A 14,854-nucleotide genomic window follows, 5' to 3' on the forward strand; every position below is an offset into this window, starting at 1 on the left:
TGGAGGCTGTTTTTGGTGTATGGTTAAACCCTTTGACGAACAGCCGGGAATTGAAAAAGTGGTGTCCGGGTATACAGGCGGCCATACTGAAAACCCTACGTATGAAGAGGTGTGCAGTGAAACGACAGGACATCGTGAAGCCGTTCAAATCACGTTTAATCCTGATGTGTTCCCTTATGAAAAACTGCTTGAATTATTTTGGCAGCAAATTGACCCGACAGATGCCGGCGGCCAGTTTGCCGATCGCGGCAGTTCCTACCGTGCAGCCATTTTTTATCATAATGATAAACAAAAGGAGCTTGCGGAGGCTTCCAAGCAACGCCTGGCGAAAAGCGGAATATTTAAAGATCCGATTGTAACGGATATTTTAAAAGCTGAACCTTTCTATGAAGCGGAAGGCTATCATCAGCATTTTTATAAAAAGAATCCAGGACATTATCAGCGCTACCGGACAGGTTCTGGACGTGCCGGATTTATCAGCGAGCATTGGGGGGCGAAATAAATGGCGAACAATAAAGAAGAAAAAATTCAGTCACTAAACCGCATACAATATGAGGTGACGCAAAATAATGGCACGGAGCCGCCGTTTCAAAATGAATATTGGAATCATAAGGAAGAAGGGCTGTATGTAGACATTGTGTCAGGCAAGCCGTTGTTTACATCCAAGGATAAATTTGATTCCCACTGCGGCTGGCCAAGCTTTACAAAGCCGATTGAAGAAGAAGAGGTGGAAGAAAAACTAGACACGAGCCATGGCATGATTCGCACAGAAGTGAGAAGCCGTACTGCGGATTCTCATCTTGGCCATGTATTTAATGATGGACCGGGGCCAAGCGGGCTTCGTTACTGCATAAATTCAGCGGCGCTGCGGTTTGTGCCGAAAGATAAGCTGAAAGAAGAAGGATACGAAAGCTATCTGCATCTATTTCATAAATAAAACACAAAAAACAAGCCTGCCTAATGGATAGACAGGCTTGTTTTTATGCCTTTTTTTCTTGATGCAATTCTTCGATAATCTGGGCAATTCTGTCTTTTGTAATGAGAGGGGCTTGATCTGATTGATACCCGGGCAGATTGACTTTGCGAAAATCAGGATGTTTTTTCGGCTCTGGAAGGATCGCATAAAGATTGCCCCATTCATACAGTGATTCAATTTCATGAGGGGATGTTAATTCTTCGTGAAGCTTTTCACCTGGACGTTTGCCGACTTCTACTGCAGCCGGCCGCGGGAGCCCGTGCTGCGATGCATATTCTTCAAACCCGTGAATCAGTTCTTCAAGTTTCAGTGATTCCATTTTAAAAATAAAGGTTTCTCCGCCTTTTGTAATAGCAGCTGATTGCAGTGTCAGTGTAGCCGCATCGTCTATTGACATGAAAAATCTGGTCATGTTCTTGTCTGTGATGGTCAGCGGTTCACCCTCCATCATTTGTTCAAATAAAATAGGGATGACCGAACCCCTTGAGCCGAGAACATTTCCGAAGCGGACCGAACAAAACACGGTTCCTCTGTTTTGAACGTGGCGGTTTGCTTGATGAAACAGCTTTTCAGATAACAGCTTGGTGGCACCCATTGTGTTCACAGGAGATACAGCTTTATCTGTACTGATATTGATGACATGCTGCACTCGGTGTGAAAGGGCAGCTTCCACCACATTCTGTCCGCCGATGAGATTGGTCTGGATCGCTTCAAATGGATGTTCTTCACAGGTCGGAACCTGTTTCAGCGCAGCAGCGTGAAAGACGATATCGACGCCTTTCATCACCTGATTCACCCTTCTGTAATCGCGCACATCTCCGAGTACAAATAAAAGCCGCTTATCCTCCGCATACTTTTGGCTCATGACATACTGTTTACTGTCGTCTTTGCTGAATACAATCACCTGTTTCGGAGTAAGCAGCAAAAGGCGTTTGACAATTTGACTCCCGATTGAACCCGTTCCGCCAGTGACTAAAACTGTTTTGTTATGGAAAAATGGTTTTAGTTCTGCTGTTTGCTGTTTAGGCATGGCTTATCCTCCAACTCTCGTTTCTCTACCATGCATCATATGTTCAACTTTTTAATCGAGTTAATGAAAGCAACCAATAAAACAAAATTTAGGGGAATGATCATGTCACAAAGTGTTCTATTTTAATAGAAAATGGAAAAATAGACGCAGCCGGGGAATAGAATAACTAAATAAACAATGTACTAAATATTCATTATAATTTTATTTCGCGCCGCAAAAGCAAATCTTACAGAGCCATTTCACGTACCTCGTAGGCACAAGTGGTTTATGAGTCAGAAACACTATCAAAAAAGGTTCATTTTCCTCACAGTTAAATACCTGTATATATTTTACAATAGAAGTGATAGTAATAAAGAGGAGGGTACCAAATGATGGTTTCAAAAACAATACTGCTAAGCACTGCCGCGGGTGTATTGCTTAGCCTGACAGCAAACTCGGTGTCGGCTCATCATGTGAATGCGGAACGCCATTTTAAAGTGACAGCGCAAATGGAGACAGATCCTGTCGCTTCTGGCGATGACGCAGCAGATGACCCGGCCATTTGGGTTCATGAAAAGCATCCGGAAAAAAGCAAACTGATCACAACAAATAAGAAGTCAGGGCTCGTCGTGTATGATTTAGACGGCAAACAGCTTCATTCTTACGAGTTTGGCAAGCTCAATAATGTCGATCTGCGTTATGATTTTCCATTTAACGGCGAAAAAATTGATATTGCTGCCGCCTCCAATCGGTCTGAAGGAAAGAATACAATCGAAGTATATGCAATTGACGGGGATAAAGGGAAATTGAAAAGCATTACAGACCCGAAACATCCTATTTCCACTGATATTTCTGAAGTTTACGGATTCAGCCTGTATCACAGCCAGAAAACAGGAGCATTTTACGCGCTAGTGACAGGCAAGCAAGGCGAATTTGAGCAGTATGACATTGTTGATAATGGAAAGGGTTATGTAAAAGGGAAAAAAGTGCGTGAATTTAAATTGAATTCTCAAACTGAAGGCCTTGTTGCGGATGATGAGTACGGGCACCTGTATATAGCAGAGGAAGATGAGGCCATCTGGAAATTTCATGCTGAGCCAGACGGAGGATCAAAGGGGCAGGTTGTCGACCGTGCGACAGGAGAACATGTGACAGCTGATATTGAAGGACTGACGATCTACTATGCGCCAGACGGCAAAGGTTATCTCATGGCCTCAAGTCAGGGAAATAACAGCTATGCAATGTATGAACGGCAGGGAAGCAATCGCTATGTAGCCAACTTTGACATCACAGATGGCGAGAAGATAGACGGTACTAGTGACACGGACGGTATTGATGTTCTCGGTTTCGGACTTGGCCCAAAATATCCGTACGGGATTTTTGTGGCGCAGGACGGCGGAAATATCGACAATGGACAAGCCGTCAATCAAAACTTCAAAATTGTGTCATGGGAACAGATTGCACAGCATCTTGGCGGAAAGCCTGATCTTCATAATCAGGTGAATCCGCGGAAGCTGAAGGACCGTTCTGACGGCTAGAAAAAAAGCAGCTTGCTCAGCTGCTTTTTTCTGTGAATGAAAAAATCGTTCATATCAATGAACGATTTTTTAAGAAAGCGCCAGGTAAATCGCCTTTAGTTTTTCAGGAAGCTCATCATACGTATTTGCGGGTATGGTCTCTTTGTAATTGGATGCTGCAGCTTTATGCCGTTCCTCAGGATGGTTGATATAATAAGCGGCTTTTTCCTTAAAGTCGTTGATGCTGTGATAAGAAATAAAGGATGAAAAAGGATGGGCCGCGGGTAAATCTGTTAATTGAAATGCTTCGCATGCAGCGATATCAAACGTTCGGTTATTAAAACTGGCATTTTTGATGCGGATATGATTTTTGTTGAAAGCAAAATGATAAGGCCGATGCGCATTGATCACAATGTCTGCCCCGTTATAATAATGAACGGCCTGTTCGGGTGGAATCCATGTGCTGACGACATCGATATGCGGCTGTTTGAGCACTTTTTTAGGCAGATATTTTCTCCATTCCTTTCCGATTACTCGAACCGTGAAAGGCAGATGTACCGCTTCTTTCATAAGCTGAACCCGATTAGGGTAAGGATAGCCGATGATAAGCAGATTTGAATGAAAGGAATGTTCGGTGTCCATTTTTTTAAACAGCCGATGATTAACTGGAATCGGAACATAATAGACGTGCTGGAAGCCAAGCTCCTGATAATAGAGAACGGCATTTTGTTCAATCGTTAATATGGCGTCAGCGTGCTTAATCACCTGAAGACTGATATCAATATAAAATGGGTCTTCGGTCAGCCAAACATACACGGGTATACCCTTACCCTTTAACCAGGTCAGCCAGTCGTGAGGAACGGCATCTCCAACCATCATAAGTGCGAAGGCCGGCTGAAACGCTTCGATCTTCACCAGAGATTCTGCTTCCGGTATATCTGCAGACATATACTCTGTATGAGTGATCCGAAAACATTCTTCAACCCAGCGATCAAAATAACTGTAAATTCCTCCGTATCTCGACTGGATATACAAGACTTTCATCAGATGTTATGAAAAGAACGTAACGCTTTCTACTTTGTCTACATCAATTAATGTTGTAGCTTGACCTGCCGGAGTGACGGAACTTTCCTGTGTTACAAATACGATACCATGAACTTGATCGAAAGCAACGAACACAACCGGCCCGATCATATCACCAGAATCAGTCACAATGCTGATTGTCGTGCCTGGCGTAACTCTGGCAAAAATCCATCTTGCCGGAAGGGAAGTAGATTCAGCCGTAATCATTTCACTTTCATCTACTTTTTGATCGATCGCAGCTTCAAGCAAGTCTTTAAGATGATTCTCCACGTTATCTCCTCCTTCTGTTGCAGTTGGGAATAAAGGACTTAAAAGGGTTTTAATCAAATCCTTTTTTAACTGTGCTTTTTCAGAGCTCATTACACACACCTCCTATCCAATAGTGAACTCACGTTAATCATATTCTTCTGATTGCCAATCGGTATGAGTCGAACGCCGTACCTGATCTATTTTTCATACATTTAAGGAAAATGCTGATTTTTTAAAAGAGTGGACATAGCCTATACCACAAATCAAAGTCAGTTCATATTGTGAAACAGAGTATAAGGATAAGGGAGAGGGATTGTTTGGATTTAGAGAAACACGTGAATCAAGAAGAAAATCAAGATGAACTGCATTTTATTCTGCTTTTGCTGATTCTGCTCATACGTCAATCATCTTCTGAAGGAAATCCATCTGATCTCAGACGGCAGCTCGTATTTGCAAAAGAGCTTGGCGTACCGGTTTCAACAGTTCATCTGTCGAATGGAGATACGCTTCAAAACGTCATCGTAAAAGAGGTTCTGACTGATTTGGTTATTTTTCAAAACCCGTTAAATCACACGAGATCGAATGTCGCACTCTCAAGTATTGTAAGCTGGGGTGCTTTTTAAATGAAGACAGAGGCTCTGCTTGCTGCGGAGCCGTTTTTATGTTTGACGATAGGGGGGTTGTATAGATGGGAGAGAAAGTGTCTATTATTTTAACAAGTTACAACAAACCTGATTATCTGCAAAAAGCGATTGAAAGTGTCATGAAGCAAACGCATGATCTCTGGGAGCTGTTTATCATGGATGATCATTCTAATGAAGAAACAACTGCGGTGATTCACAAGTACCTTCATGACCAACGCATTCGTTATCAAAATAGTTTCATACATCCTGCAGAACGATTAAAAACAACCCGTTATGCCACATTAATTAACGCAGCGCTCCCATTTGCTGACGGCGATTACATTTCCTATCTCACCGATGACACTGTTTATCATCCTGAGCGGCTGAGCCGTATGGTGCAGACGTTTTTAGATAAGCCTGAAGCACAGGCTGTCTATTCAAAACAAAAAGTTGTACATGTAAACGAACGGGGAGAGGAAATCTCACATTTCTATAGAAATGCCAATGCAGTGCTAGATCAGGCCGCTTTTCAAGTCGATCATTGCTCAGTTATGCATCGCCGTTCGTTACTTGATCGTATTCAACATAAATATGGAAGCTATTGGGATGATGATATGCAGCATTGGAATCATGGTGACTCAATTTTTTGGGCAAGGATCAACAACTTTGCCCCATTTCTGCCGATAAATGAAGTATTAGATACAACCTATAAAACCCCCGATTCATTTCAAAATGCATATCGGTTTCTGCCCGCCGATTTGATTGACGGCTCTTTTGTAAAAGGATCAGATCAAAATGTGTATTTTCTTGATCAGGGGGTAAGACATCCTGTCGGGGAAAGGTGGAGTTCTTTGTATCTAAATCGGACTGTGGCTGTTCCAGACCCGTATTTATTCCAATATAGGATTGAAAAAATTTTAAACATTCCGAATTACATTTTAGTAAAGGAAGCTGACCATCCTGCAATATTTTATATCGAAGCCGGAAAAAAAAGACGGATTGTGGATCAGTATGCTTTTCAATTTTATCAATTTAAAAGAAAAGACATCCTGACAATTGAAAAAGAAGAACTGAAGGCGCTGCCGGAAGGGCTGCCGATTACGCGGGAACGATCTGGATGGATCGAAAATCCGCCTGGGCGAAGGCTGTTTTTTATAGATCGCGAGCCGTTTTTGTTTCTAAACGGCGTCTTTCATCCGATTAGTGAACAAGTAACAAGGAAGTTCTTTTTACATCAGAAGCCAATATCCGCTTCTTTCCGAAATATTCAGCAATTTCCAATTGGAAAGCCGTTTTATCCGGTGTACGATGAGATTATAAAGAAATTGAATATTGCAACTGAATAAAGGTATAGGTCATAAAAAGGAGACGTACATGACAGGACATTATTCAAAAACGGAACATCAATATATATTGTTAACGTCTGAATCGGCATCGTTTGATCATTACAGTGTTTACAGAGATCCGAAGCTTCCGCAAATTTTTTCTCATAACTTTGTTCAGCTCCATGATACGTTTCCGTTGGAACGGTTACTGGACTTTTTGCCCTCCGTACCAAAGCTGCTTGAAGCGAATTATCTCCATTTAAAAGCGTCGCCGCAGCATGTTTTTCCGCTCGGTTTGAAGCAATCACTTGTCAAAAGCGGGTTTGTCGTCGAGGATGAGCTGTTATATGACATGAAGCTTAGTGACTGGAAGGGGCAGATGGGACATCCGTTAACGGCATGGGGAACGGCAAAAAGCCTTAGCGATGGCTCTTCTATCATGAAGATTTATGATTCCATTTATATTGGAGAAGCGATCGCTGAACAAAAATTAAATAGAAAATATCGTTTTTACGAATCGGGTACGATCATCCTTGTTGTTTGTTACAGCGACCAGGCACAGAAGATTCCTATTGGGTGCGGCGAGCTGTTCATTCATTCGCAAGAGAAAACGGCTAAAATTGAAGAAGTGGCAATTTTGGATCAGTTTCAAAGGAGGGGCTATGGCAGTATCTTAGTCAAAGAAATGCTGTCCATCGCCAAATCATTAGGAATGGAAGCAGCCTATTTAGTGGCTACAAGCACTGACGGCGCAACCCATTTTTACGAAAAGCTGACATTTAAAAAATATGAGCGGGTGCATACTGTTTTTCATTATTTCCTTACGTGAAATAGGCGTTTGCACAAACCATTTGGGACTTGGCCCGCATAAAATGCCGTATATCGTGATAAGAAAGGATGAAAACAACATGTATGGATACTCTGGATACGGTTACGGATTTGGTTGCGGGACCAATACGTTTGTATTGATTGTTGTCTTGTTCATTTTATTAATTATTGTCGGAGCCGCTTTCATTTGCTAAATGTAGAAATTCAAAGGAGCCTTTCCGTTCAGGAAGGCTCTTTTTGTGTGAAAAAGTTTTTGCGAGGAACGTCATGCCCCAATTTGGACACTCATACAATATATCAAAAGGGTTTTTGAGGTGGGAGCATGAGCAGTTATTTGATTAAGCCGGAGCTTAGTTCGGCCTATCCGGTGGTTAGCTATGCAAAGGGTTCATATGTTTATGATCAGACCGGAAAAAGATATCTTGACGGCTCATCAGGTGCAGTGACATGCAATATCGGACACGGGGTTCGTGATGTGACTGAGAAGCTGAAAGACCAGCTTGATCAAGTGTCTTTTGCTTACCGCTCACAGTTTACGAGCGAGCCTGCCGAGCAATTAGCCGCTCTCTTGGCGCAGGAGCTTCCGGGAAATGTGAATTGGTCTTTTTTTGTCAACAGCGGATCAGAAGCGATAGAAACAGCTATGAAAATCGCCATTCAGTACTGGCAGGAAAAAAAGCAAACACAAAAATCCATCTTTTTGTCTCGGTGGAGCAGTTACCACGGAATAACTTTGGGAGCGCTTTCATTATCTGGTTTCTATGAAAGGAGATATCGATTCACCCATCTCGTTGAGCGATATCCCGCTATTTCAGCTCCTCATGTTTATCGGCGGAATCATGGGACGGAAGAAAACTTTGTTCAGACTGCCGCTGATGAACTGGAAACTGCGATCAAAAGAATCGGAAGCCAATTTATCGCCGGCTTTGTGGCTGAGCCTATTATTGGTGCCGCAGGAGCAGCGATTACTCCGCCTCCGGGATATTATGAGAGATTAAGTGAGGTATGCCGCACACACGAAGTGCTCTTTATTGCAGATGAAGTGATGACAGGGCTTGGAAGAACAGGAAGGATGCTCGCGACAGAGCATTGGCACACCGTTCCTGATATTGCTGTACTGGGAAAGGGTCTCGGTGCCGGGTATGCGCCTATTGCCGCTGCCGTTGTATCTGATTCTATTATTGAAACGATAAAACAAGGCTCAGGTGTGATTATGAGCGGCCACACATATAGTGCACATCCCTATTCAGCCAAAGCCGCTCTTGAAGTTTTGCGGTATGTGTTAAAGCACGGCTTGATCAAGCAATCAGAGAAAAAGGGGGCTGTACTGAAAAAGAAGCTTGTTGAGGCAGCGTCTCAAAGCGAGATCATTGGTGATGTGCGCGGAAAAGGACTGCTATTAGGCGTTGAATTTGTAGCAGACAAGAATACGAAGAACGTTTTCCCTCAAGAGCAGGCGGTTACCCAGCGCATTGTAGGCGAGGCGAAAAAACGCGGGCTGATTGTCTATCCTGCCAAAGCGGGAATAGACAGCGGGGAAGGAGATGCTGTCATTATTGCTCCTCCTTTTACCATTTCAGACGGTGAAGTTGAAGAGCTGATATCTATTTTTTCAGAAACAGTTGGAGCGGTCGAAAAAATACTGAAAAAGGATTGAAATCAAATGGCGCCATTTCAAAAAACAATCAGCATCGAAACAGCAATTGCAGATGTTCAGGACGGATCGGTCCTGATGTTTGGCGGTTTTGGGGGAGTCGGCTCGCCTCCTTCATTGATTGAAGCTATATTGGACAGCGGTGTAACGGATTTAACCGTCATTTGCAATGATGCCGGGTTCCCGGAAATAGGGGTCGGCCCGCTTATCGTCAATCAACGAGTCAAAACTCTGATCGCATCGCATATCGGTTCCAATCCTGTAGCCGGAAAACAGATGACAGACGGGACGTTAGAGGTTCAATTTTCACCGCAGGGAACGCTTGCGGAACGGATTCGCGCCGGCGGATCGGGACTCGGCGGCATTTTAACCGACGTCGGTATTGATAATCAAATGGTTTGTGAGGAAAAGGACATCGTGTCTGTGGCTGGAAAGCGATATTTGGTTGAAGAGGCGCTGACGGCTGATTTTGCTTTCATCAATGCGCACATTGCCGATGAATTCGGCAATTTAACGTATGACAAAACAGCGCGCAATATGAATCCGCTTATGGCAATGGCTGCCAGGAGAACCTTTGCCGAAGCTGAGCGGATCGTCCCGATGGGAGAGATTTCTGAAGAAATGATTGTCACACCGGGGGTTTTTGTCGAGGGGGTTGTGAGTAGCGAAGGAGTGAAGTGGAAATGGGCTTGGGAGTAGCAGAGAGAGAACAGATCGCAAAACGGGCCGCCTCTGAAATCAAGCCGGGCATGATTGTGAATCTCGGTATCGGCATCCCATCCTTGGTGCCGAACTTTTTGCCGCCTGACATGCAGGTCATGCTGCAGGCGGAAAACGGTGTGCTCGGCATTGGTGAAAGCCCTGAAAAAGGTGAAGAGGATGAACATTTGTGCAACGCCGCGGGGTATCCTGTCCGCGCTGTAAAAGGGGCGTCTTATTTTGATACAACGATGTCTTTTGCGATGATCAGAAGAGGCAAAATTGACATTACGATTTTAGGCGCCCTACAGGTGAGTCAGTCAGGCGATTTGGCAAATTGGCTTGTCCCGGGAAAAAAGGTGCCGGGCATGGGCGGTGCGATGGAACTGGCCCAAAAAGCGAAAAAAGTGGTTGTCGTCATGAGTCATACAGATCAAAAGGGAAGGCCTAAATTAACGGAAACATGCACGCTTCCATTAACCGCAGCAGGCTGTGTAGATATGATCATTACTGAAAAAGCCGTTCTTGAGGTCAATGGACGTCATTTTATTTTAAAAGAGCTGATGAATGGCTCGACTATCGACGAGGTGACGAGGCTGACTGAAGCTGAAATTAAAATAGATATGCCTTTTTCTTAAAAGGGGGAATGAGGATGCAAGACATTGAGAGAAAAGTAATCGGGTGGCTTGATCAGCATTCGGCCAAAGCCATTCGTCTTCTCAAAAGACTGGTTGGAGAAAAAAGCACTTTGGGCGCAGAATTTAACGCCCAAGCTGTTGTGCTTGAAAAGCTGCGGCAATTTCATATGGACATTGACGTGTGGGAGCCAAGCCTAAAGCAATTAAAACAGCATCCCTACTTTAAATCAGACCGCTCCGATTTTCATGAGAGCCCGAACATCGTTGCAAAAAAAACGGGAGCGGGCGGGGGCAGGTCGCTGATTTTAAACGGTCATATCGATGTTGTGCCTGAAGGAAGCGTAAAGGATTGGAAGTATGAACCGTTTCAAGCTGTAGAAGAAAACGGTAAAATATACGGCCGCGGCTCAACGGATATGAAGGGAGGCAATACAGCCCTTCTTTTTGCTTTAGAAGCACTGCACGCCTGCGATGTTAAATTAAAGGGAGATGTATTGTTTCAAAGTGTTGTAGATGAAGAGTGCGGCGGCGCGGGAACACTGTCTGCCATCATGAGAGGGTATCGTGCTGACGGTGCGCTGATTCCGGAACCGACGAATATGAAACTTTTTATAAAGCAGCAGGGCTCGATGTGGTTTCGAATCACAGTGAAGGGGCTAGCGGCACATGGAGGCACACGCTATGAGGGAGTAAGCGCAATTGAAAAAAGCGTGCACGTGATCACAGCGATACAAGAGCTGGAGAAAGTGCGCAATGCCAGAATTTCGGATCCGCTGTATGACAATGTCCCAATACCGGTACCAGTGAATATCGGCACCATCTCAGGGGGAGCATGGCCTTCGTCAGTTGCAGACCGTGTCGTCATAGAAGGGAGATGCGGAATTGCTCCCCATGAAAAACCAGAAGCAGTAAAACTTGAATTGGAAAACTGGCTGAAGGATTTAGAATACCGTGACGAATGGTTTAAACGCCATCCTGTAACAGTAGAATGGTTCGGCGCTCAATGGCTGCCGAATGATTTACCTGATGATCACCCTTTAATTTCAGTGCTGCAATCAGCCTATGAAAAAACGAAACAGACAGAGCCAATCATCGAAGCTTCGCCATGGGGAACGGACGGAGGGCTTTTATACCATGCAGGAGATACGCCAGTGATTGTCTTCGGTCCTGGGGAAACAAAAACGGCTCATCAGGCAAATGAATACATTGAGGTTGAAGCCATGATAGAATCTGCTAAAATTATTGCACTTTTTGTTATGGATTGGTGCGGGCTTCATACAGACGAGGAGGATGCGGATGCTCAAGTCCATAAAGAGTAACGGTGTTACAGCAGTTCTGGACCATGACGGCTTTAATAAACGAATCAGAGTGGTTCGTTATGACGGAGCCATTGAGAAGGCTCTGCCTGATATCGTGGCAGCGGCAAAAGAAGAGGATACGGAAAAAATCATCGTCTATACGAAACAGCATGATGAGGCCGTGCTTGCCCAACAATTGTTTGTGCCGGAGGGTTTTCTTAAGGGCTATTATCTCGGCCACCCGGCTTGTGTCATGGTCCGTTACCTCACAGAAAACCGGAGAAGAACACATTCTTATATAGAGGAACAGGAAATGATCGAAGCTTTATATCGCATAGCACCTCGCCTCCGCAGTGATAATACACCCGCCTTTACGATGAGAAAAGCGGAAACAAACGACATGTACCAGCTATCGATGCTGTATAAAAAAGTATTTCGCACGTACCCGACCCCGGTATTTGACCCTGCTTATATTGAAAAGACGATGAATACAAATACGATGTATTATGTCATGCTTGACCATGACCGCCTGATCAGCGCAGCAAGCGCAGAAATCAACCCAGAGCTCGGGCATGCAGAAATAACCGACTGCGCTGTGCTTCCGGAATATCGAGGCCATTCGCTGACAAGCTTTTTAATCGAGGCATTAGAAAAAGAAATGGCTGAAGAGAATATCTTTCATGTATTTTCTCTCGCCCGCGCTGCGTCTTTTGGGATGAATGCTGTGTTGTACCATTCCGGTTATCAGTACGGAGGAAGGCTGATCAATAATTGCTATATAGCGGAAGGTCTTGAAAACATGAATATTTGGTGCAAGCACCTGTAAGTCAAAATGATGCACGAGGAGGAATTCATTTGGAAAGCAAATGGTATAAACCGAAACGGCATTGGAAGGAGATAGAGTTATGGAAGGACGTTCCGGAAGAGAAATGGAACGATTGGCTTTGGCAGCTTACACATACGGTAAGAACGTTAGATGATTTGAAAAAAGTCATCAATTTGACCGAGGATGAAGAGGAAGGCGTCAGAATCTCAACCAAAACGATCCCCTTAAATATTACACCTTACTATGCTTCTTTAATGGACCCCGATAACCCGAGATGCCCGGTCCGCATGCAGTCTGTACCGCTTTCTGAAGAAATGCACAAAACAAAATACGACCTGGAAGACCCCCTCCATGAGGATGAAGATTCACCGGTACCCGGTTTGACACACCGCTATCCCGACCGTGTGCTGTTTCTTGTCACCAATCAATGTTCCATGTACTGCCGCTACTGCACAAGAAGGCGTTTTTCCGGACAAATCGGAATGGGAGTCCCTAAAAAACAGCTTGATGCTGCAATTGCTTATATCCGGGAAACACCCGAAATCCGCGATTGTTTAATTTCAGGCGGTGACGGACTGCTAATCAATGACCAAATTTTAGAATACATTTTAAAAGAGCTGCGCAGCATTCCGCATCTGGAAGTAATCAGAATCGGAACAAGGGCGCCGGTCGTCTTTCCGCAGCGCATCACTGATCAGCTATGCGAGATTTTGAAAAAATATCATCCGGTCTGGCTGAACACCCATTTCAACACTAGCATCGAAATGACAGAGGAATCCGTTGAGGCCTGTGAAAAACTGGTGAACGCAGGAGTGCCGGTCGGAAATCAGGCCGTGGTGTTAGCCGGTATTAATGATTCCGTTCCCATCATGAAAAAGCTCATGCACGACTTGGTAAAAATCAGAGTCCGTCCGTATTATATTTATCAATGTGATCTGTCAGAGGGCATCGGGCATTTCAGAGCTCCTGTTTCCAAAGGTTTGGAGATTATTGAAGGGCTGCGAGGCCATACCTCAGGCTATGCGGTTCCTACCTTTGTCGTTGACGCACCAGGCGGCGGGGGGAAAATCGCCCTGCAGCCAAACTATGTACTGTCGCAAAGCCCTGACAAAGTCATCTTAAGAAATTTTGAAGGTGTGATTACGTCATATCCGGAACCGGAGAATTATATCCCTAACCAGGCCGACGCCTATTTTGAGTCCGTTTTCCCTGAAATCGCTGACAAAAAGGAGCCGATCGGGCTCAGTGCTATTTTTGCTGACAAAGAGGTATCATTTACACCGGAAAATGTAGCCAGAATCAAAAGGAGAGAGGCTTACACATCGAATCCGGAGCATGAAACATTAAAAGACCGGCGTGAGAAAAGAGACCAGCTAAAAGAAAAGAAATTTTTGGCACAGCAGAAAAAACAGAAAGAGGCTGAAATCGGAGGCGATTCTTCATGAAAGCATGCGAATGGTGCGGCGAGCTTGAAGCGGTATCCGGCAGGAACACGGTGTACTGGGAGCTCCCTGACGGAACAAGAGCTATAGAACTGACAGACACCCCCGCCATGGTGTGTGCTTCCTGCGGAATGACCTATCAAGAGGAAGCCACGATTAAGGAGATTGAGGATCAGCTGCTTTTGATTCAAACAAAAAAACTGCCTGAAAGCCTGACATATCAGCAGCTCATGGAGACAGAAAGGATTCTGAAACGCAACTATTTTGACTTCTCCTGAATGATGTTTCGTTATTCTTTTGTTGTAATTTTACACTTGAACTGTATAATAGAACAACAAAAGACAGACACCAGGAGGGGAAACCCATGAAATCCTTTTATCATTACTTATTGAAATATAGACACCCGAAGCCGAAGGACGACATCAGTGAATTTGCCAATCAGGCGTATGAGGATCACAGCTTCCCGAAAACCTCAACCGATTATCATGAAATCAGTTCATATTTGGAGCTGAACGCTGATTATCTTCACACGATGGCGACGTTTGATGAAGCTTGGGATCAATACGAGGCTGAAGTGCACGGCAGATAATAGCTGTTTCATCCGCAGATTACTGCGGATTTTTTTATGTCCTCACCCATACCATAATTGGATATTTCCTTTGGTTTTCATGCCCATGCGAATTGGCG

The 14,854-nt window shown here is 44.4% G+C and carries 19 protein-coding genes; 16 read left to right on the plus strand and 3 right to left on the minus strand.

The features are described from left to right. Positions 1-502 (plus strand): peptide-methionine (S)-S-oxide reductase MsrA (gene msrA, locus RAC86_RS24395; protein WP_377886100.1); only part of this gene is annotated, 502 nt, incomplete at its 5' end. Beyond that, a complete protein-coding gene (gene msrB, locus RAC86_RS24400) occupies positions 503-937 on the plus strand; it encodes a peptide-methionine (R)-S-oxide reductase MsrB (protein WP_014114130.1) in 435 nt (144 codons plus the stop codon). 43 nt (positions 938-980) lie between these two features. Here msrB and RAC86_RS24405 read toward each other — a convergent pair whose 3' ends face one another. Beyond that, entirely contained in the window at positions 981-2,006 is a 1,026-nt protein-coding gene (locus RAC86_RS24405; RefSeq protein WP_072566446.1) for an SDR family NAD(P)-dependent oxidoreductase, read from the minus strand. A 368-nt stretch (positions 2,007-2,374) separates the two neighbouring features. Between RAC86_RS24405 and RAC86_RS24410 the strand changes: the two genes are divergently transcribed. Next, complete coding sequence (locus RAC86_RS24410) at positions 2,375-3,523, plus strand: phytase (RefSeq protein WP_072566445.1); 1,149 nt, start codon at positions 2,375-2,377, stop codon at positions 3,521-3,523. A gap of 69 nt (positions 3,524-3,592) precedes the next feature. Here RAC86_RS24410 and cgeB read toward each other — a convergent pair whose 3' ends face one another. Further along, entirely contained in the window at positions 3,593-4,546 is a 954-nt protein-coding gene (cgeB, locus tag RAC86_RS24415; RefSeq protein ID WP_072566444.1) for a spore maturation protein CgeB, read from the minus strand. A 6-nt stretch (positions 4,547-4,552) separates the two neighbouring features. Continuing rightward, the gene (cgeA, locus tag RAC86_RS24420) at positions 4,553-4,945 is read right to left on the minus strand and encodes a spore crust protein CgeA (protein ID WP_014114126.1); all 393 of its coding nucleotides are present in this window, start codon (positions 4,943-4,945) and stop codon (positions 4,553-4,555) included. A 206-nt stretch (positions 4,946-5,151) separates the two neighbouring features. Between cgeA and cgeC the strand changes: the two genes are divergently transcribed. From cgeC to RAC86_RS24485, 13 genes are all read left to right on the plus strand, one after another. Then, positions 5,152-5,457 (plus strand): spore maturation protein CgeC, encoded by a 306-nt coding sequence (gene cgeC, locus RAC86_RS24425; protein ID WP_061188126.1) that lies wholly within the window; start codon positions 5,152-5,154, stop codon positions 5,455-5,457. 65 nt (positions 5,458-5,522) lie between these two features. Further along, on the plus strand, positions 5,523-6,803 hold the full coding sequence (gene cgeD / locus RAC86_RS24430) for a spore maturation glycosyltransferase CgeD (protein WP_072566443.1): 1,281 nt from the start codon (positions 5,523-5,525) through the stop codon (positions 6,801-6,803). A 28-nt stretch (positions 6,804-6,831) separates the two neighbouring features. Next, positions 6,832-7,611: a spore maturation N-acetyltransferase CgeE gene (cgeE, locus tag RAC86_RS24435; protein WP_072566442.1), complete on the plus strand. Its 780-nt coding sequence runs from the start codon at positions 6,832-6,834 to the stop codon at positions 7,609-7,611. A 43-nt stretch (positions 7,612-7,654) separates the two neighbouring features. Beyond that, a complete protein-coding gene (locus RAC86_RS24440) occupies positions 7,655-7,804 on the plus strand; it encodes a YjcZ family sporulation protein (protein ID WP_371864098.1) in 150 nt (49 codons plus the stop codon). Further along, positions 7,779-7,952, plus strand: a complete 174-nt coding sequence (locus RAC86_RS24445) for a hypothetical protein (protein ID WP_152024366.1) — start codon at positions 7,779-7,781, stop codon at positions 7,950-7,952. The genes RAC86_RS24440 and RAC86_RS24445 overlap by 26 nt, the downstream gene beginning before the upstream one ends. After that, positions 7,933-9,267 carry an aspartate aminotransferase family protein gene (locus tag RAC86_RS24450; protein WP_072566441.1) on the plus strand — a complete coding sequence of 445 codons (1,335 nt, stop codon included), beginning with the start codon at positions 7,933-7,935 and terminating at the stop codon, positions 9,265-9,267. Before RAC86_RS24445 ends, RAC86_RS24450 begins: the two co-directional genes overlap by 20 nt. 6 nt (positions 9,268-9,273) lie before the next feature. Continuing rightward, positions 9,274-9,963: a CoA transferase subunit A gene (locus RAC86_RS24455; RefSeq protein WP_014114121.1), complete on the plus strand. Its 690-nt coding sequence runs from the start codon at positions 9,274-9,276 to the stop codon at positions 9,961-9,963. Beyond that, the gene (locus tag RAC86_RS24460; protein ID WP_014114120.1) at positions 9,948-10,601 is read left to right on the plus strand and encodes a 3-oxoacid CoA-transferase subunit B; all 654 of its coding nucleotides are present in this window, start codon (positions 9,948-9,950) and stop codon (positions 10,599-10,601) included. Before RAC86_RS24455 ends, RAC86_RS24460 begins: the two co-directional genes overlap by 16 nt. 8 nt (positions 10,602-10,609) lie before the next feature. Beyond that, a complete protein-coding gene (locus RAC86_RS24465) occupies positions 10,610-11,920 on the plus strand; it encodes a peptidase (RefSeq protein WP_072566440.1) in 1,311 nt (436 codons plus the stop codon). After that, a complete protein-coding gene (ablB, locus tag RAC86_RS24470; protein WP_072566439.1) occupies positions 11,898-12,725 on the plus strand; it encodes a putative beta-lysine N-acetyltransferase in 828 nt (275 codons plus the stop codon). Before RAC86_RS24465 ends, ablB begins: the two co-directional genes overlap by 23 nt. 29 nt (positions 12,726-12,754) lie before the next feature. Then, positions 12,755-14,170: a lysine 2,3-aminomutase gene (gene kamA, locus RAC86_RS24475; RefSeq protein ID WP_061188133.1), complete on the plus strand. Its 1,416-nt coding sequence runs from the start codon at positions 12,755-12,757 to the stop codon at positions 14,168-14,170. Then, positions 14,167-14,445, plus strand: a complete 279-nt coding sequence (locus tag RAC86_RS24480; protein WP_014114116.1) for a YokU family protein — start codon at positions 14,167-14,169, stop codon at positions 14,443-14,445. Before kamA ends, RAC86_RS24480 begins: the two co-directional genes overlap by 4 nt. A gap of 86 nt (positions 14,446-14,531) precedes the next feature. After that, a complete protein-coding gene (locus RAC86_RS24485) occupies positions 14,532-14,756 on the plus strand; it encodes a YozE family protein (RefSeq protein ID WP_014114115.1) in 225 nt (74 codons plus the stop codon). Positions 14,757-14,854: the final 98 nt, after the last annotated feature.

It is taken from the genome of Bacillus sp. LR_5 (assembly GCF_042709275.1).